Source organism: Flagellimonas taeanensis (assembly GCF_003584105.1).
GTDB lineage: Bacteria > Bacteroidota > Bacteroidia > Flavobacteriales > Flavobacteriaceae > Flagellimonas > Flagellimonas taeanensis.
In genome coordinates this window covers 361666-381308 of the sequence record NZ_QXFO01000018.1, presented here as the reverse complement: position 1 = coordinate 381308, position 19643 = coordinate 361666, and the positions used below count along the sequence as shown (strand labels likewise).

The following is a 19643-nucleotide window of genomic DNA, read 5'->3' as shown; positions in this document are numbered from 1 at the left end:
CCTGATATTCACCGTAAAACAAAATTTTGATCATGAAAAACTACATCAAAAAATTAGGTGTTGCCATCCTCGCCATGGCCCTGGTATGGTCCTGCGGAAAAGATGACGGCCCGACACCGCCCAAGAACGCAATGCCCGTGATCGCGGCACAGGAGTTCAATGCCTTCGAGGGCATAAGCGACACCGAAGTGTTCGGTACGGTGGTCGCCACCGATGCGGACAAGGATGCCCTTACCTTCACCATCAAGACCAACGACAATGCCCTCTTCGAGATCACCGCTGGCGGGGAACTGTCCCTGGCCACGGGCAAGGCACTGGACTTCGCCACCAAGGCACAGCACACCATCACCGTGGAGGTGAGCGATGGGACCGACGCAGCATCGGCCACCATCACCATCAAGGTGGTCAAGGAGGGTACGGACCCCAACAACACCGCCCCGGTGATCGATGCACAGGAGTTCACCGTGGCCGAGGACATCACCGACACTGCGACCATAGGCACCGTGGTGGCCACCGACGTGGATGGCGATGCGCTGAGCTTTAACATTGTGACCAACGACACCGACCTTTTTATGATCAGTGGCACGGGTGTGCTTACCCTGGCCACGGGCAAGGCACTGGACTTTGAGACCAAAACCCAGCACAGCATCACCGTATGCGTGAGCGATGGCGACAGGACGGCCACCGCACAGATCACCATTAAGGTGACCAACGTGAACGAGGGTGGCGAAGTCGGTCTGGCCGACGACCCCGCCTCCTTTATCACCACCTGGAAGACCGAGACCGACAATGAGGAGATTGTTATCGGCACGGATAGCAACCTTACCTACGACTATGCCATTGATTGGGGAGATGGAACGATAGAGCAAATCACTGTCAGTGATGAGGCCACGCATATCTATGCAGTCGCAGGCACCTATACCGTGGCCATAAAAGGGCAATTCCCTGCAATCATCAACTATAAAGAATTAGAGAACTTTACAGGACCTAAACTTATGTCCATAGAACAATGGGGAGCTGTTCAATGGCAGACCATGGCGAATGCATTTTCCGGCTGCTTCAACATGGTTTATAACGCCACGGACGTGCCCGACCTGTCCCAAATGACCGATATGAGCAGTATGTTCTCTAATGCTGCCTCTTTTAATGGGGACATCAGTGGCTGGGACACTTCCAACGTCACCGATATGTCCGGGGTATTCGCTCAGGCCACCTCCTTTAACGGGGATATCGGTGGTTGGGACACCAGTAACGTGACCGATATGAACTATATGTTCTATCAGGCCTCCTCTTTTAATGGGGACATCAGCGGTTGGGACACCAGTAACGTGACTGATATGAACAATATGTTCTATCTGGCCTCCTCTTTTAATGGGGATATCGGTGGTTGGGATACCTCCAGCGTGACCGATATGAACAGTATGTTCGAAGGGGCAACGGCATTTGATCAAAACATTGGTGGATGGAACCTTTCCAGTGTCCAATCTTTGGAAAATATGCTTGATGGTTCTGGCATGTCCCCCGAGAATTACGGTGCCACCTTGGTCGGATGGGCCGAAAGCGACCTTACCACGCCCATCAACCTTACCTTGGGTGCAGATGGAGTGAATTTCTGTAACAATTCCCTTGGGCAAGAAGCCCGATCCTACTTCGTGAACGAAAAGGGCTGGACCATCAATGACGCTGGCGGCACCAATTGTAACTAGAAGCATAAGAAACCAGTTAAGATCAAAGACCGGGAGGGCCATAAGGTTCTTCCGGTATTTTTATTTACTGGTTACGTTATTGGGTTTACTGGGTTCTTCCGGTATTCGCGATGCTTGTCATTCTGAAAAAAACGGAGTGTTTGAAGAATCCACGCCCAGAAAGGGATTCTTCGCGTTGCTCAGAATGACAAAAATCATTGGAAATTGGATTTCCCCCTTCCCATCTATTCTTTGACCCTTTTACCCAAAATCCAGAACCCGAATTTTCCCCATCAATTGCTTCTAGCGTAGAGCAGATGATCCAGCAAAGTGAAATCCACGCTCAGGTCGTCCTTGAGTTCATATTTGATGATGAGGTCGCCCCAATATTTTCCATCGGAGAAATCGGCCAATATCCATTTGTGGTTCAGTACCTTGATCTTGTTTATCTTAAAATCGCTCTCCATTCCCTCGTAGGGCACCAAAGGATTGTCCCCTGATTTTTCGTTGGTCTCCAACAATTTGTCCTCAATATAGCGCGATGGGTTTTCCAAATTGAGATGGTCATAATAGGCCAGGGCATCATCGTTGTTTTCCAAAGTGAAATACTGCATGTCCAAGACTTGCAGCTGTGCCTTCAACAGGGAATCGTTCAGTGATTCCACCTCGGCATGTAACCTATCAACATCCACATTCTTGGCGTTCAAAGCATCTTGCATCTTGTTGCCGGCCACAAATTGATAGAGGGCCAACAGGGCGGCAAATACAAACAGGTATAGGAAAATCTTGTTCTTCATGGTTCAATTCTTTTGAAAATCAATTTAGTTCTCGACTGCGCTCGAACTGACAGGTTACACGCAAGGCAACCGAAGGGCACGATAGGATAACGCATAAGGGAAGCCTATATTTTCAGTTTCAGGTTATCGTAGGCCAAATGTACATTTTTGGGCAGTTTTTTTTCCACTTCCGCATGAAAACCCAACATATGGCTGATATGGGTAAAATAGGTTTTTTCCGCCCCTACCTGTTCGGCAAAGGCCAAGGCCTCTTCCAAATTGAAATGCGAATGGTGGGGCTCATCACGCAGCGCATTCACAACCAACACCTTAGCGCCCTTTATTTTATTCATCTCCTCCTGCTCTACGCGTTTTACATCGGTGAGGTACACAAATTCCCCAAATCGGTAGCCGAACACCTGTAGCCGGTTGTGGTAGGCCTCAATAGGGATCACATCCAGGTCGCCCAAGCGAATGGGCCTGTCCTTTTCCACCGGGAATACCTGTACTGCAGGGGCCCCAGGATATCGGTTTTCATCGGCAAAAATATAATCGAACCGTCTTTTCAGGGAATGGATGACCCGCTCGTGGGCATAGACGGGAATGTCCCCCTGTCGGAAAAAAAAGGGGCGGATATCGTCTATGCCCGCCGTATGGTCCGCATGTTCGTGCGTAAAGAGAATACCATCCAGTTGGTCTATGGGATTTTTCAGCATTTGTTGCCGAAAATCGGGACCACAATCGATCACATAATGGTACGATTTCCATGAAATGAGCACGGAGACCCGCAACCTTTGGTCCTTGGGATCCTTGCTCTTGCACACAGGATGGTCACTACCAATGACGGGGATACCTTGTGAGGTTCCCGTGCCCAAAAAAGTAATGGTCATCCTGTCGTCCATGAAAACCAAAATTATAACATATTTATGTAATAGATTGGATGAAGAGTGTAACTTTGTGGCACAGTAAACTTTCGAATATGCCCACCGTACCAAGCAAAGAAAATGCTTTCGAAAATATACCTTCCATAAAGGCCAAAACCCTGAGGATCAACCTGAACCCTAACATCTACGGAACCTTTGCTGAAATCGGTGCCGGACAGGAGACCGCTAGGCATTTTTTTAGGGCAGGTGGGGCATCTGGGACCATTGCCAAGGCCATGAGTGCCTATGACAAGTCTTTCAGTGATGCCATTTATGGTATTGAGGAAGATGGGAGATATGTGACCCAGTCCCGCTTGAAGAAGATGCTGGACCACGAGATGAGACTGGTGGAGGAACGGATCAGCAGGGAAAGCAACCCCAACTATCTGTTCTTTACCTATGCGAACACGGTGGCCACCATCGATTTTTCCAAAAGGTACAAAGGACACGGATGGGTGGGTATCCGATTCCAATTGGATCCCGATCAGAAGGAATATGATGAGATCGTGCTACACATCCGGTTCAAACAGAACGAGGCCCGCTTGCAGCAGGAGACCTTGGGCATTTTGGGGGTAAACTTGATTTATGGGGCTTTTTTCAAGTTCCACAAGCCCAAAAAACTGTTGAAATATCTGTACGACCATATTGACAAGGACACCTTGGAGATAGACATGGTGAACTTTACGGGCCCTAATTTTGCCGATGTGGACAACAGGTTGATGAGCCTCCAATTGATCAAGAACGATATGACGGATGCGGTCATGTTCGGACCTGATGGCAACAATCTCTTGCCCGCGGCCGTACTCTACAAAAAGAGTATTTTGGCACTTCGCGGTAGTTTCAGGCCCGTAACCAAGGTGAACATGGATATGTTCCAGAAGTCATACGATATATTTATCAGGGAACAGACGGTAGAGTATGAGAATACCATCGTTGTTTTTGAGATCACACTATCCAATCTGAAAGCTTCAGGGGAAATTGATGAGCAGGATTTTATGGACCGTGCAGAACTACTTTGTTCGCTCGGACATACAGTATTGATTTCCAAGTTCCAAGAATACTACAAACTGGTGGAATATTTCAACAACTACACCAAGGCCAAAATTGGGCTTACCATGGGCGTGAACAACCTTGTGGATGTTTTTGACGAAAAATACTACCGTCATTTGAGCGGTGGCATTTTGGAAGCCTTTGGAAAATTGTTCTTCAAAGACCTAAAGGTCTACCTCTACCCCATGAAGGACCCCAACACTGGTCAAATCTTGACCAGTAACAACGTAAAAGTGCACCCACGGATGAAGGAACTGTACAAATTCTTCAAGTACAATGGCAAGGTGATGGACATCATCGATTACGATCCGGAAGTGCTCCATATTTTCTCGAGGGATGTGCTCAAGAAGATCATCAACAACGAAGAGGGATGGGAAGACGAACTGCCAGAAGGTATTGCCGAGATCATCAAACAAAAACATCTTTTCACCCGAAAGGTACTTGAAGTGGAGGAATAGGAGATTGTTCTATTTGGCTAAAAATCAAACTCAAGTGCAAAGTTCAAGTTCAAGGAGTGTACAAAATTGTGGGATGTGGGCTTTGGGTACATAGTGAAGGGTCAAAGGTTAAAGAGAAAGGGGAAATCCAATTTCCAATGATTTTTGTCATTCTGAGCAAAGCGAAGAATCCCATTCTGGATCGGATCCTTCAAACACTCCGTGTTTTCAGAATGACAAGTATGACGATCATCGAGTAATCGAATAACACCAAATACCAAAGTCTATTTTCTAGGGTCTATACTCTTGTTTCTAATTCGACACGAATTGCACCAATAAATGTTCAGACATCAGATAATCGAAAAATCCAACAATCCAGTGATCTGAAGTCTTTTATTTGGCTCTTTGGCCTCTTCGTGTGACCTGCTCTACACAAGAATCTGCGCGGCGTGGTCCGCCGTCTTTACCTTGTCGATGACCTTTTCCACTACGCCGTCACCATCAATCAAAAAAGTGGTTCGGTGGATGCCATCAAAAGTACGCCCCATGAATTTTTTTGGTCCCCAAACCCCAAAGGCATCGATCACGGTATGGTCCACATCGGCCAATAAGGGGAAAGGAAATTTATATTTCTTCTTGAAATTGGCCTGTTTGCGTTCAGAATCTTCACTTACGCCCAAGAGTTCAAAACCTTGGTCCTGTAACTTTTTGTAATTGTCCCGCAAATTGCAGGCTTCCAAGGTGCAACCCGGTGTATTGGCTCTTGGATAGAAAAAGACGACCAATTTCTTTCCTTTGTAATCGCTGAGATTAATTGTGTTCCCATCTTGGTCCTTTGCGGAAAATTCAGGTACTTTATCCCCTACTTTTAACATATTCATGCGCTTTCTGTCTTGAATTTATTGTTTAATATTTATATATGCAAAGTTAAACAAATATGACCAAACAAGAAAAGGTTGATTTCACCATTAAAACCTTGGACGACTTCTACCCTACCATTCCCATTCCATTGGACCACAAAGACCCCTATACCCTTTTGGTGGCCGTGCTGCTATCTGCCCAAAGTACTGATGTTCGGGTGAACCAGATCACACCACTTTTGTTCGAAAGGGCCGATAATCCCTTTGACATGATCAAGCTTTCTGTGGAAGAAATACGGGAAATCATCAAACCTGTGGGACTCTCCCCGATGAAATCCAAAGGAATACATGGTCTTTCCCATATTTTGGTGGACAAATACAATGGGGAGGTGCCCAGGAGCATTGAACTGCTGGAGGAACTACCTGCCGTGGGCCACAAAACGGCCAGCGTAGTGGTTTCCCAAGCTTTTGGCATTCCTGCATTTCCTGTGGACACGCATATCCACAGGTTGATGTACCGATGGGGATTCAGCAATGGAAAAAATGTGGTGCAAACGGAACGGGATGCCAAACGGTTGTTCCCAGAGGCATTGTGGAACAGGCTTCACCTGCAGATCATTTGGTATGGAAGGGAATATTCCCCTGCCCGTGGCTGGGACTTGGAGAAGGATGTTATCACCAAGACCATAGGGCGGAAAACGGTGATCGAGGAATACTATAAAACCAGAAAGAGCCGCTAATTGCGGCTCTTTCTGTCAGTTTGATCCTTAAATTAATTTAATGTTACTTCAAACTGATGCTTTTTGTAGTCAACTACATGAATCGATTTGGAGTAGCTAAGCAAAAAATTTACGGTCTTTTGGCTAGCTCGTACCGTTTTCACGGATTTTTGTTCTTCAGAGTAAATATTTTCCATATTCTAGCGTAAATGTTTCAAATAGATAACGCCAGTAAAATGGAAATATTGCAACGTTCGATGTAATGCGCTATTAATTCGTTAAAACGATATTCTTGCGATCAACGATTTTTCTCAAGTTGATAAGCGCATATCGCATTCGGCCCAAAGCCGTATTGATGCTGACACCAGTGTTTTCGGAGATTTCCTTGAAACTCATGTCCTTGTAGATCCTCATAATCAACACTTCTTTTTGATCTTCGGGCAATTCCTCTATCAAAAGGGTGAGATCGCTCTCGATCTGATCTTTGATGATCTGCTTTTCAATGTTCAATTTTTCATCCTTGATCACGGAAAAGATGTTGAAATCATCACTTCCCTCGAACTTGGGCATTCTTTTGTTCTTACGGAAATGGTCTATGATAAGGTTGTGGGCGATTCGCATTACCCAGGGAAGAAACTTGCCCTCTTCACTGTACGAACCCCTTTTTAGGGTCTTGATCACCTTGATAAAGGTATCTTGGAAGATGTCCTCTGCAACATCCCTGTCCATGACCTTTGAGTAAATAAAGCTGGTGATTCTTTGGTTGTGCCTGTTGATGAGTATTTCTAGCGCCTTCTCATCTCCGGCAATATAGTTCTTTACTAAAATCGAGTCATTAATCTGTAGTTCCATACAAATTACTTTTTTGGTTAAAATCATCACCCTCCCTTTTCAGGAAAGATTTTTTGGTATTTAGTTTTTAATCTTAAAAAGTAATTATGCTGTATAGGCCTATTCAGTTTTTAATTACACTCCAAATATATAGATTTAGGTAGGCGACCTAAAAACTATGTTGTGAGTTGCAGTTTTTTATATGTTAACTGATGCAATATACGTATTAAGTGATGTGTATCGTATCTTTGAGACCCTAATTTTAACAAATGGCAGTCATTACCGACCTTGATCCCAAGCAGCACATCATTATAAAAGGTGCCAAACTGCACAATCTCAAAAATATAGATGTGGTAATCCCCAGGAACAAACTGGTGGTGATTACCGGACTGTCGGGTTCGGGCAAGTCCACATTGGCCTTCGATACCCTTTATGCGGAAGGCCAGCGGAGGTATGTGGAAAGCCTTTCCTCCTATGCCCGACAGTTCTTGGGCAAACTGGATAAGCCCAAGGTGGATTATATTAAAGGTATAGCCCCCGCCATTGCCATTGAGCAAAAAGTCAACTCCACCAATCCAAGGTCAACGGTAGGGACCACCACGGAAATCTATGATTACCTTAAATTATTGTACGCCCGTATCGGCAAGACCATCTCCCCCGTTTCAGGTAACGAGGTGAAAAAACATACGGTATCGGACGTCATCAACCATATCAAAGTATTGGAAGAAGGGAGCAAACTGTTGCTCTTGGCCCCCGTCATCATCAGAGAGGACAGGGACCCCATCAAATCATTGGAGCTGTTTTCCAAACAGGGCTATGCCCGTATCAAATATAAAGGTGAGGTCTTACGGATAGATCAGGCCCCGAACGATATTGGAAGGGAATTTGACCTTGTTGTGGACCGTATCATTGTAAAGGACGATGAGGATTTTTATAACCGATTGGCCAATGCGGTGGACAATGCTTTTTTTGAGGGGAAAGGGGTCTGCGCCATTGAGAACCTTCAAACTGGCGAAACCCAATCGTTCAGCAACCAGTTTGAATTGGATGGCATGAAATTTTTGGAACCCAATGTGCATTTGTTCAGTTTCAACAATCCGTATGGTGCATGTCCCAAGTGTGAGGGCTATGGGGACGTCATCGGTATTGATGAGGACCTTGTGATCCCCAATACTGCACTTTCGGTATATGAGAACGCAGTTTTTCCTTGGCGTGGAGAAAGTATGGGCTGGTACAGGGACCAATTGGTAAACTCTGCCTATACGTTTGATTTTCCCATTCACAAACCTTGGTTTGAACTTTCGGAGGAACAAAAACAATTGGTCTGGGACGGTAATGAGCATTTTACAGGAATCCATGAATTTTTCGCACAACTTGAAGAAAAGAGTTATAAGATACAGAACCGGGTGATGCTTTCCCGCTACAGAGGAAAGACAAAGTGTACCGTATGTAAGGGAAAACGGCTCCGCAAAGAGGCAGATTATGTGAAAGTGGGCGGAAAATCCATTTCGGACCTGATTGAACTGCCCATCAAACGGTTGATGCCCTTTTTTGGGGAACTCCAACTTTCGGAACATGATAGGACGGTTTCCAAGCGCTTGCTCCAGGAAATCACCACGCGATTGGAGTTTTTGGACAAGGTGGGGTTGGGCTATTTGACCCTCAACCGAAAATCGAACACCCTTTCAGGAGGGGAAAGCCAGCGGATCAACCTGGCCACTTCGCTGGGCAGCAGTCTTGTGGGTTCCATGTATATTTTGGACGAGCCCAGCATCGGTCTACATCCCCGGGACACCGAAAATCTGATAGAGGTATTGAAATCCTTGCGAAATTTGGGCAATACCGTTATTGTGGTGGAGCACGATGAAGATATCATGAAAGCGGCGGACGAGATCATCGACATAGGCCCTGAAGCAGGTACCTTGGGCGGTGAGGTCGTGGCCACGGGTAACATGGAGGCCATTTTGAAATCCAGCTCACTTACCGCAGCCTACCTGAACGGGACCCAAGAAATAGCCGTGCCCAAAGAGCGTAGAAATTCCAAACATTACATCCAGATCAAAGGTGCACGGGAAAACAATCTAAAAAATATAGATGTCACTTTTCCCTTAAATGTACTTACCGTGATCACAGGGGTTTCGGGAAGTGGGAAAAGTACCTTGGTCAAAAAAATCCTCTACCCCACCATTCTTCAAGCAGTGGGCGGTTATGGTGAAAAGGCAGGGCAGTTTACTTCCATTGAAGGAAAATATTCGCACATAAAGCATGTGGAATTTGTGGACCAGAATCCCATCGGGCGTTCTTCCCGTTCCAATCCTGTCACCTATATAAAGGCCTACGATGACATCCGAAACCTATTTGCTTCCCAAAAGCTGAGCAAATTAAGGGGATATCAAGCCAAACATTTCTCGTTCAACGTGGATGGAGGCCGATGTGAAAAATGTAAGGGTGAAGGTGAGATTACCGTAGAAATGCAGTTTATGGCCGATGTGCATTTGGAATGTGATGTGTGCAATGGCAAACGCTTCAAGAAAGATATCCTGGAAGTGCAATTTGAGGGCAAAAACATCGATGACATCCTGAACATGACCATTGACGATGCCATTGCTTATTTTCAGACATACAAACAGGACAAGGTCGTGAGCAAATTGCAGCCACTGCAAGATGTAGGGCTGGGCTACGTTACCTTGGGTCAGTCCTCCTCCACCCTATCCGGCGGTGAGGCTCAGCGTATTAAACTGGCTTCTTTTTTAGTGAAGGGAAACACAAAGGAAAAAGCCCTGTTCATCTTTGATGAACCAACGACCGGGCTACATTTCCATGACATCAAAAAATTGTTGAAATCCTTTGACGAACTGATTGCCAAGGGGCATTCCATTATTGTGATCGAGCACAACATCGAGCTCATCAAATGCGCAGATTACATCATTGACCTTGGACCTGAAGGAGGGGAAAATGGTGGACAACTTATAGCGGAGGGAACCCCTGAGGAAATTGCCCTGAACAAGGATTCCCATACGGCCAAATATTTGCGGGAGAAGCTCTAACAGACGATAGGAAATAGACAATAGATGCTAGATTTTGGTACTTCGGTAATGGGTTGTTGAGTTACTGTCGGCTCGATTTCCGAAGGACCGAATTCGAGAATTTTTCCTGATTACCATCGATACGCTCGAAATGTGAGATTTGGCATTCGTACCAATTTGTGTTAAAAGGCCATGGAAAACAAACCATAGCGCTCATTCCCTGTTATTTTGAAAACAGCTGTCAAGTTTAAAGATTTTACTACAGACTGCCTACTGGACTCCCTGTGTTTGAAGTAAATATCCTACACATTCCAAGGCACATATCCTTCCTTTGCATTTTTCACTTTTTCATCCGTTGATCCAAACCCCACATTCATTAACCCAACCTGCCCATCCATCAATTGGATACCTTTTACAACTTTTCAATTCACTTCATTTGCACGGAATTTTAAGGTGTAAAAACCATAACATTCAATTGTAAATCAAATACTTATTTGCTTTATGGACAATCCTTGAAAGAATTATGGGTTGCCATTGCAATAAGTGGCCGTTACTCTTCGAAACCATAAAAAATACGCAATGAAAAAAGCCGGTCTAAGGAACCTTCCTTCAACACATTCCAAAAAAATATGGGCACCCATCGCCTTCTTGATGTCAACAATTTACTTTGGTGGTCTTTTGGCCAACTGGAACAGGAACAAAGACATCCGTATGGAAGGTGAACTTTTTGCTCCTTCCATTTCTTTGGTTAAAACAGGTATCGCAAGAAGTTTGTCGGGAGGTCCCGGGTGTGACCGTATCGAATATACGTATACGGTTACCAATACTAGTACAAACGGGGAAATACTATTAAACATTGAAGTAACCGATGCCCTATTGGGCGGTATTGTTCCTGGTCCAAACATTGGAAGTGATATAGGCAATGATGGTGCCATGGATCCTGGTGAGATATGGACTTATACGGCTTATTACACCGTTCAGGAAGCAGACATCGTCAATGGTCAAATTGCCAACCAAGCCAATGTAACCGCAGATATACAGGGTCAGCCCGGTGTGGAAATTTCCGATATCTCGGATGATGGCACTCCTTTGGATGGTGAAGAGACGGTAATTGACCTGACCGCATGCCAACCAGGAATATCCGTTATCAAAACTGGAGGCCTGGCCATAGATGGTTTTGGACGTCCAAATTGCGGGATTGCATTGTATAGCTTTCAAGTTGCCAATGAAGGTACCTTTCAAGTATTGGAGAATGTAGTTCTTAACGACCCCCGCCTAGGAGGCAACATAGCTGGACCAAGTTCTGGGGATGACAATAACGTCGGCTTCCTCGATCCAGGTGAAGTTTGGATTTACAACGCTCCTGTCTACAATGTTACGCCCGAAGACATAGCCAATGGTCAAGTGGCCAATCAAGCGACGGTAACTGCCAGGACACAAAATTTTCCAGGTATCATCGTCACTGACTTGTCGGATGATGACAGTCCTTTGGAAGATGACCCCACCATAATTGACCTGACCCAATGCCAAGGGGGCATCTCTCTCATTAAAACTGGAGCAGCCGTTGCGGATATTGATGCGGGTGTAGGCTGCAACTTCATAGTATATCGTTTTACGGTGACCAATGAAAGTGCCCAAGTATTGAGCAATGTTGACCTGAGTGATCCGATATTGGGAAACAACCCACCAACCTTTGACAATGGTGACGACAACAACAACAATCTTCTCGATCCTGGGGAAGTTTGGCTTTATTCCGCAATCTATAATATTACGGTAGATGATATCAACGCCGGACAAGTAATCAACCAGGCCGAAGTAACAGCAGATGTTCAAAATCTTCCAGGAGTAACTGTTTCTGACTTATCGGATAATGATAGCCCACTGGAAGACGAGCCTACAATAGTTGACCTGTCAGCATGCCAAGCAGGGATTTCTGTGATCAAGACGGGACAGGCATTTTCTCTTTCAGGCGCCCCTGGGTGTGATGTGATCCAATATACTTTTGAAGTGAACAATACAAGTATATTCTATGATCTGGACAATGTGATTCTTATCGACCCTCTTTTGGGTAACAATGCATTAGCAGGTCCAGGTTTTGGTGATAACAACAATAACAATATACTCGAAACGTACGAAACTTGGATCTATACTGCCTACTATAATATAGAGGAAACAGACATCGTAAATGGGCAAGTAGTCAATCAAGCGACTGTTGCCGCTGATGTACAAGGATTGCCCGGCATTATTGTTACCGACGATTCCGATGATAACAGCCCTCTGGAAAACGACCCGACAATAGTTGATTTAACTGCTTGCCGACCTGGTATCTATGCCATAAAAACTGGTCAGGCTCTGGACTTGTCAGGTGCACCAGGCTGTGATATCATCCGATATACGATAGAGGTGGTCAACCCCAGTTGGATTTATTCCTTGGATAATGTGGTCCTTACCGATCCCCTACTTGGGGTAGATCCCATTGCCGGTCCAGATCCAGGGGAAGATGTCGGTGATGACGGTATATTGGCCCCTGGTGAGACATGGACATTCACTGTCGACTATGATATCACTGAGACGGATATTACAAATGGACAAGTACTCAACCAAGCTACAGTAACAGCCGATGTGCAGGCACAACCAGGTGAAAGTGTCTTCGATCTTTCCGATAACGACAGTCCGTTGGAGGATGATGCAACCGTTGTCGATTTGACACCATGCCAACCTGGAATTTATTTGATCAAAACAGGAGAAGCATTATCCATGTCCGGTGGTCCGGGCTGCGATGTGATACAATATACCTTCGAGGTGGTCAACTCCAGTTGGATATATACTTTGGAAAATATAGTTCTGAACGACCCACTTCTAGGAGGAGTTCTGCCTGGACCAAATTCAGGGGACGACAACAATAATGCCTTTCTTGACCCTGGTGAAATATGGATATATAATGCCATACACAACATTACACCAGCAGATATCATAAATGGCCAAGTGATTAATCAGGCGGATGTAATTGCAGATGTTCAGGGACAACCGGGAGAAACCGTTTCCGACCTTTCCGACAACGACAACCCTATGGAGGACGACCCTACAGTGGTGAGTTTGGCCCATTGTCAAAATCCAGAACTGGGATTGATTAAGGAAGGATTGGTCGTGGACGTGAATGCTGATGGTTGTATGGAAAGTATACTCTACACCTTCAACTTGACCAATACAGGAGATGTGGACCTCTATGGGGTCTTCATTGAAGATCCTTTGTTCGGCGGTCAAATACCCGGTCCAGTCAATGGAACGGATGCTAACGATGATGGTGTCCTTTCCGTAGGGGAAACATGGACGTATGAGGCACTTTATGCTATTACGCAACAGGACATCAACAATACTTTTGTAAACAACCAAGCCTCAGCAACAGGATTTACCAACGTAAACGTCTTGGCAGAGGACTTGTCCGATGATGACAGTCTTTTGGAGGACACTCCCACACAGACGCCTGTTCCCAATGATGCCTGTACAGATGGCCCCCGAATCGGACTCATCAAAGTAGGTACCTTGGTAGATATTAATGGGGATGGATGCGTCGAAAGTGTGCTTTACAATTTTACCGTGACCAATACAGGCGGTATCGACTTAGATCAAGTTGCCTTGGAAGATCCATTGTTCGGTGGCCAAATACCGGGTCCTATGATTGGTACGGATGCAAACGGTGATGGAATCCTTTCTGTTGGTGAGACATGGACCTACGAGGCCTTGCATGCCATTACAATACAGGATATTACCAACGCTTCAATTAACAACCAGGCTATGGTGATTGCTGAACCCGTAGGGCTTGACAATCAAGTATTCGATTTGTCAGATAATGACAGCCTATCCGAAAACGAGCCAACCAATACAGCAATTCCAAATGATGCCTGTACCACTGGTGGGGCTACTTTGGGGCTCATCAAGCAAAGTATTTTGATTGATGTTACTGGCGATGGATGTATTGATACCATTCACTACATGTTCATAGTGACCAATACAAGTGGGGTAGATCTGGACGAGGTGATTTTGGAAGATCCCTTGCTGGGCGGTCAAATACTTGGCCCTATAGGCGGGACAGATGCGAACAATGATGGTATCCTTTCCGCCGGTGAAACATGGAGCTATGAAGCATTATATGCCATTACTCAAAATGACATCGATAATGGATTTATATTGAACCAAGCTACAGTGACCGCCAATACCGTGGCGGGGGACACTCCTGTGTTCGACCTGTCGGATAACAATGATTTTTTTGAAGATGAAATGACCACCACAACGATTCCAAACGATGCCTGTACAGATGGCGGGGTAAGTTTAGCCCTTATCAAGCAAAGTATACTAGTGGATACCAATGGTGATGGTTGTGTGGAAACAGTACGTTACACCTTCACAATGACCAATAATAGCAACAGTGCTTCAATTGACAATATTGTCCTTATGGATCCATTGTTGGGCGGACAGATTGCCGGGCCACTGGTTGGAAGTGACGAGAATAGCGACGGTATCCTATCTATTGGTGAAACTTGGACTTTTGAAGCCGACAGATACATCGTACAAGCCGATATTGACAGTGGTAACATCGTTAATCAAGCTATTGTCACTGGTGAACCTATTGGATTTGACATACAGTTGATGGACTTGTCCGACAATGATAGTTATGTCGAAAATGAGACAACTCAGACCATTATCCCAATCGATGCCTGTACAGATGGTGGCACTCCTATCGGGTTTGAGATTTTCAATGGTATCACACCCAATGGAGATGGTTCCAACGATTATTTCCGTGTACAGGGCATCGAAAACTACCCAGATAACCAATTGAAGATCTATAACCGTTGGGGCGTACTGGTCTATGAAAGTGAACAGTATGGTCAGGGCAGCAACCTGTTCTATGGTATCTCGGAAGGAAGGGCCACTTTCCAAAAAGACAAACAACTTCCCAGTGGTACTTATTTCTACATATTGACCTTCACCGGGGCAAATCCAGGAAAGGATAGCTATTCAGGATACCTATATATCAACAGGGACTAATACAACTGAGCATTTCAATAATGAAAAACGTAGAATTTTTAGATAAGAAGATGATTTTGAACAAACATAGGAGCCTTTGGCTATCCGCCTTTGCCCTCTTTGCCGCCCTGTATTCGGCCACTGCCCAGCAGGACCCACAATACACACAGTATATGTACAACACCCAAGTGGTAAACCCTGCCTATGCAGGTTCAAGGGAGGTATTGAGCTTTGGACTACTGGGCCGAACCCAATGGGTAAGCCTTGAAGGGTCACCAGAAACCGGTACGTTCACGGTAAACTCTCCCATAGGACTGTATGACAATATGGGACTTGGTCTTTCCATAGTATACGATCGAATAGGCCCCGCCGTAGAATCCAATGTAGTGGTAGACTATGCGTATGCTATCCGTTTTCTCAATGAAGCCAAACTGGCCTTTGGATTAAAAGCTGGATTGGATATGTTGAATGTCGACTACAGCAAGCTGAACATTTTTGACCCCAATGATCCCCATTTTCAAAACAATGTGGACAACAAGCTCCAACCACAAGTCGGGGCAGGCACATATTACTATACCGATAAATTCTATGTAGGGCTATCCGTTCCAAATTTTCTGAACTCCAAGCATTATGATGAGAGCTCTTTGGAAAATGCCAATGTCAACGATATCGCCATTGAACGCTTGCACTATTTCTTGATTGCAGGTTATGTTTTCGACTTGAACGAAAACTTGAAGTTCAAGCCCGCCACATTGTTCAAACATGTGAGTGGTTCCCCATTGCAGTGGGACATGTCCGCCAATTTCCTGATCAATGAAAAGTTCACTTTGGGAGCGTCCTATCGATGGAGCGCCTCGGTAAGTGCCATGGCCGGATTTCAAATCACAGATTCCTTTTTTGTAGGGTTGGCCTACGATTATCAATCTACCAATATCGAACAGTATAGCGATGGCTCCTACGAGGTATTTCTTCGCTTCGACATTTTCAACAGATCAGATAGGATTGTAACCCCAAGGTTCTTTTAAATAATAGTCTAGGATGAAAACAGGAAATTTAAGACACATCACACTGATCGTACTTTTGTCCATTGGTGTTTTAAGTGCACAAGAAGCTAAGGTGAAAAAAGCTGATGAACAGTTTGACAGCTATGCCTACATCGATGCCCGAAAGATATACCTCAATGTTGTGGAAGATGGTTATGAATCCGCACAGGTGTTCAAGAAATTAGGGGATACCTATTATTTCAATAGCGAATATTCCGAAGCCGCAAAATGGTACAAAAAGCTGTTCCAAAGCTATCCCAACGATGTGGAGCCAGAGTATTATTACCGTACGGCACAAACATTGAAAAGCATAGGGGAATACAGCGAGTCAGAAAAAATGATGGACAAATACGTAACGCTGTCCGGCAATAGCAAAGTCGCTACAAACCTGCAGAACAGTGCTGTTTCCTTTCAGGATCTAACCAATGACAAGACCACAAAATATAGGGCCATCAATATTACCGAAGGACTTTCCAGTTCAGATTTTGGCCCTACGTTCCATGGCAATAAAATTGTGTTCGCATCCTCTTCCAAAAATACAGAAGGTGGAAAAACGCATGATTGGAACGGTCTCCCCTATTTAGATCTTTATGAGGCGGAAATAGGTGAAAATGGAGCTTTGGAGAATCCCATCGCCCTTGAAGGGGACATCAACACGCCATATCATGAGTCTTCCGCAGTCTTCACCAAAGATGGGAAGACCATGTACTTTACGCGTAACAATTATATGAACGGCAAAAAGAAAAGGGATAAAAAAAGGCTGATCAGCCTGAAAATATACAAAGCTAATAAAAAAGATGATGGCAGTTGGGGTGATGTGGAAGAATTGCCGTTCAACAGCAATTCATATTCAGTGGCCCATCCCGCATTGAACAGTACTGAGAACCGTTTGTACTTTTCCTCGGACATGGAAGGTTCAGTCGGAAGATCGGACCTTTGGTATGTGGATATTTTGGGCAACGGACAATACGGTCAACCCGTTAACCTTGGCCCAAAAATCAACACTGAAGAGCGGGAAAGTTTTCCATTTGTAAGCGAAAGTGGCAATCTATATTTTTCCAGTGATGGTCACATGGGCTTGGGAGGTCTGGATGTTTTTGTGGTCTCATTGAATGGTAATGGCCAGTTCAAAACGGTCACTAACCTCAAAGCTCCTATCAACTCCAGTCAAGATGATTTTGGTTTCATCATAGATGAATCCCAAAAAACAGGTTACTTTTCTTCCAATAGGGAAGGTAATGAGGGCAGTGTTTCGGATGACATATACGCATTCAATGAAAATTGCAATGCCATTATAAAAGGGATCATTACCGATGAAAAAACGGGCAGACCACTTGAAGGTTCATTGGTCACCCTTTTGGATGAAAACAATGAGGTTGTTTCCCAAAAGACAGTTCAAAGCAATGGTGCCTATAGTTTTGAAGGTATTGCAGATTGCGGTACACAATATGCCGTTAGGGCCTCCAACAATGAAATGGACTACCAGCCCAAGGAAAAGACATTGATCACACCTGTTGGAGTAATGACCACACAAGTTGATTTGGCCCTTGCTCCACCCGATTGCCCTATTAATGACTTGGGCTGTCGATTAGACCTGCAACCCATCTATTTTGATTTTGACAAACACAATATCAGACCTGACGCGGAAGTGGAACTCGCCAAGATTCTACAGGCCATGAAAGAATACCCACAATTGGTCATCCATATTGAATCCCATACCGATTCCAGGGGAGATGACAATTACAATAGGCAACTGTCCGACAGAAGGGCCAAATCCACCATGGAATGGCTGGTGAAAAAAGGAGTGGATAGAAACAGGTTGTCCGCCAAGGGATATGGCGAATCTCAATTGGTCAATAAATGCTCCAATGGAACGAATTGTTCCGAACAAGACCATCAATTCAACAGAAGGTCCATGTTCCTGATAAAAAATTAACCACCTAAAATAAACCGCAACTTTCTGACAAACATTAAGTTGCGGTTTTATCTATTTTTTTGGCACGCTGATTGATATTACTTGGTTGGATACGAATAATTGTATCTAGAACTTAAAACCTTGTAATATGAAAAAGTTAGTACTCATAATAGCAGCGGTTGCACTTGGAATCCCAAACATCCAAGCAGCAAAGACAGAAACCACGATTGAGACAAATTTTGTCCGTGGATACGGTAACTCATTCATCTTTGTGGAAGATGGGGTAACTTTTTCAGTTTATCCCGATGGTGAGTTCGACTTCTACATGGACAACAGGGTGAATGTGGGCATTGGAGCCCAGATTGGTAATGTGGGCATCACCTTCAACTCTGGTTATGACTACAACCCGTTTGTACAGTATGATGATTATGGGGCAGTGATCCAAGTAGAGAACATTCCCATATTCTATGATTATTACGGACGTGTTTCCCAAATTGGAAATGTGGACATTTGGTACAACAACGGTAGGGTCCGAAGAATTGGTGGATTGCACGTTTACTACAATGGAGGTGTCTTCAGTCACTATACAGGATACATCAACATCTATAATAGACATTACGTGTACATGCCTTACCACAGGTACTTTATAAGACCTTCCATTGGATTCTGTAATGTGTACACCAGACCTTATAGGAGATATTACGCCCCCGTTCGATATACCTATTATGCCCCTTACCGAAACAATGTCCGTAGAGCTTATGCTTCTGTCGGAAAGGTATATAGGAACGATAACCGTTACAGAAGGGATAACATTTACCGAAATGACAGCAGGGTCGCCGTACGTGACAACAACACTGTAAGACGTTCCGATTCTGGTAGGAGCAACAGGTCTGTGGCCCAAAATAGTCAACGCAATGGAAGTCCGGCCATCCGTTCCAACAACGGTAACAGCAATGTGAAAAGACAAGCGTCGCCACAAAAATCCGTACAACGCAGTAGCAGTGCTTCAAGGAGCAATGCCAACGATAGCAGGACTGTGACCCAAAGACAGGTGGAGCGCACCCCAAACACAAAGAGCGTTACCCAAAGAAGGGTCACATCGACCCCGGACCGTAAAACGGTGTCGCGATCCACGACCACCTACAAAAAGCCCGAAACTAGGAGCTCTTCCAGTAGCAGGTCAACGGTGAGCAGAGGAAATGATACAAAGAGAACAACAGTTTCCAGAAGCTCGGGGAATACAGTCAATAGAAGCTCCGGCAATTCTGCTAGCAAAAGAAGCAACAGCAGTGCTAGGGTATCTTCCTCCAGAAGCTCTAGAGGAAATAATTAAAAATAGTTTTTAGGTTGGTT

The 19643-nt window shown here is 44.9% G+C and carries 12 protein-coding genes; 8 read left to right on the top strand and 4 right to left on the bottom strand.

Annotation, left to right across the window (positions count from 1 at the left end; genetic code table 11):
• Positions 1-32: 32 nt before the first annotated feature.
• Positions 33-1706 carry a BspA family leucine-rich repeat surface protein gene (locus D2V93_RS09670; protein ID WP_119619325.1) on the top strand — a complete coding sequence of 558 codons (1674 nt, stop codon included), beginning with the start codon at positions 33-35 and terminating at the stop codon, positions 1704-1706.
• Positions 1707-1978: 272 nt separating this feature from the next.
• Here D2V93_RS09670 and D2V93_RS09665 read toward each other — a convergent pair whose 3' ends face one another.
• Both D2V93_RS09665 and D2V93_RS09660 read right to left on the bottom strand, forming a co-directional pair.
• Positions 1979-2482, bottom strand: coding sequence for a hydrolase (locus D2V93_RS09665; protein ID WP_119619324.1), 504 nt, complete (start codon positions 2480-2482; stop codon positions 1979-1981).
• Positions 2483-2586: 104 nt separating this feature from the next.
• Positions 2587-3351 (bottom strand): MBL fold metallo-hydrolase, encoded by a 765-nt coding sequence (locus D2V93_RS09660; RefSeq protein WP_119619362.1) that lies wholly within the window; start codon positions 3349-3351, stop codon positions 2587-2589.
• Positions 3352-3440: 89 nt separating this feature from the next.
• Between D2V93_RS09660 and D2V93_RS09655 the strand changes: the two genes are divergently transcribed.
• Entirely contained in the window at positions 3441-4892 is a 1452-nt protein-coding gene (locus tag D2V93_RS09655; protein WP_072879315.1) for a nicotinate-nucleotide adenylyltransferase, read from the top strand.
• Positions 4893-5299: 407 nt separating this feature from the next.
• Here D2V93_RS09655 and bcp read toward each other — a convergent pair whose 3' ends face one another.
• Complete coding sequence (bcp, locus tag D2V93_RS09650; RefSeq protein WP_119619323.1) at positions 5300-5752, bottom strand: thioredoxin-dependent thiol peroxidase; 453 nt, start codon at positions 5750-5752, stop codon at positions 5300-5302.
• Between the two features lie 56 nt (positions 5753-5808).
• On the opposite strand from bcp, the gene D2V93_RS09645 reads away from it, so the two are divergent.
• Positions 5809-6471 carry an endonuclease III domain-containing protein gene (locus D2V93_RS09645; protein ID WP_072879311.1) on the top strand — a complete coding sequence of 221 codons (663 nt, stop codon included), beginning with the start codon at positions 5809-5811 and terminating at the stop codon, positions 6469-6471.
• Positions 6472-6720: 249 nt separating this feature from the next.
• Here D2V93_RS09645 and D2V93_RS09640 read toward each other — a convergent pair whose 3' ends face one another.
• Entirely contained in the window at positions 6721-7302 is a 582-nt protein-coding gene (locus tag D2V93_RS09640) for an RNA polymerase sigma factor (protein ID WP_072879309.1), read from the bottom strand.
• A gap of 248 nt (positions 7303-7550) precedes the next feature.
• Between D2V93_RS09640 and uvrA the strand changes: the two genes are divergently transcribed.
• From uvrA to D2V93_RS09615, 5 genes are all read left to right on the top strand, one after another.
• Complete coding sequence (uvrA, locus tag D2V93_RS09635; protein WP_119619322.1) at positions 7551-10328, top strand: excinuclease ABC subunit UvrA; 2778 nt, start codon at positions 7551-7553, stop codon at positions 10326-10328.
• Between the two features lie 558 nt (positions 10329-10886).
• Positions 10887-15353: a gliding motility-associated C-terminal domain-containing protein gene (locus D2V93_RS09630; RefSeq protein ID WP_119619321.1), complete on the top strand. Its 4467-nt coding sequence runs from the start codon at positions 10887-10889 to the stop codon at positions 15351-15353.
• Positions 15354-15403: 50 nt separating this feature from the next.
• On the top strand, positions 15404-16357 hold the full coding sequence (locus tag D2V93_RS09625; RefSeq protein WP_119619361.1) for a PorP/SprF family type IX secretion system membrane protein: 954 nt from the start codon (positions 15404-15406) through the stop codon (positions 16355-16357).
• Between the two features lie 13 nt (positions 16358-16370).
• Positions 16371-18311, top strand: a complete 1941-nt coding sequence (locus D2V93_RS09620; protein ID WP_119619320.1) for an OmpA family protein — start codon at positions 16371-16373, stop codon at positions 18309-18311.
• Between the two features lie 127 nt (positions 18312-18438).
• Entirely contained in the window at positions 18439-19623 is a 1185-nt protein-coding gene (locus tag D2V93_RS09615) for a hypothetical protein (RefSeq protein WP_119619319.1), read from the top strand.
• Positions 19624-19643: the final 20 nt, after the last annotated feature.

Coding starts and splice junctions, on each gene's coding strand:
- D2V93_RS09670 (WP_119619325.1), top strand. CDS start 33: ATGAAAAACTACATCAAAAAATTAGGTGTTGCCATCCTCGCCATGGCC.
- D2V93_RS09665 (WP_119619324.1), bottom strand. CDS start 2,482: ATGAAGAACAAGATTTTCCTATACCTGTTTGTATTTGCCGCCCTGTTG.
- D2V93_RS09660 (WP_119619362.1), bottom strand. CDS start 3,351: ATGACCATTACTTTTTTGGGCACGGGAACCTCACAAGGTATCCCCGTC.
- D2V93_RS09655 (WP_072879315.1), top strand. CDS start 3,441: ATGCCCACCGTACCAAGCAAAGAAAATGCTTTCGAAAATATACCTTCC.
- bcp (WP_119619323.1), bottom strand. CDS start 5,752: ATGAATATGTTAAAAGTAGGGGATAAAGTACCTGAATTTTCCGCAAAG.
- D2V93_RS09645 (WP_072879311.1), top strand. CDS start 5,809: ATGACCAAACAAGAAAAGGTTGATTTCACCATTAAAACCTTGGACGAC.
- D2V93_RS09640 (WP_072879309.1), bottom strand. CDS start 7,302: ATGGAACTACAGATTAATGACTCGATTTTAGTAAAGAACTATATTGCC.
- uvrA (WP_119619322.1), top strand. CDS start 7,551: ATGGCAGTCATTACCGACCTTGATCCCAAGCAGCACATCATTATAAAA.
- D2V93_RS09630 (WP_119619321.1), top strand. CDS start 10,887: ATGAAAAAAGCCGGTCTAAGGAACCTTCCTTCAACACATTCCAAAAAA.
- D2V93_RS09625 (WP_119619361.1), top strand. CDS start 15,404: ATGATTTTGAACAAACATAGGAGCCTTTGGCTATCCGCCTTTGCCCTC.
- D2V93_RS09620 (WP_119619320.1), top strand. CDS start 16,371: ATGAAAACAGGAAATTTAAGACACATCACACTGATCGTACTTTTGTCC.
- D2V93_RS09615 (WP_119619319.1), top strand. CDS start 18,439: ATGAAAAAGTTAGTACTCATAATAGCAGCGGTTGCACTTGGAATCCCA.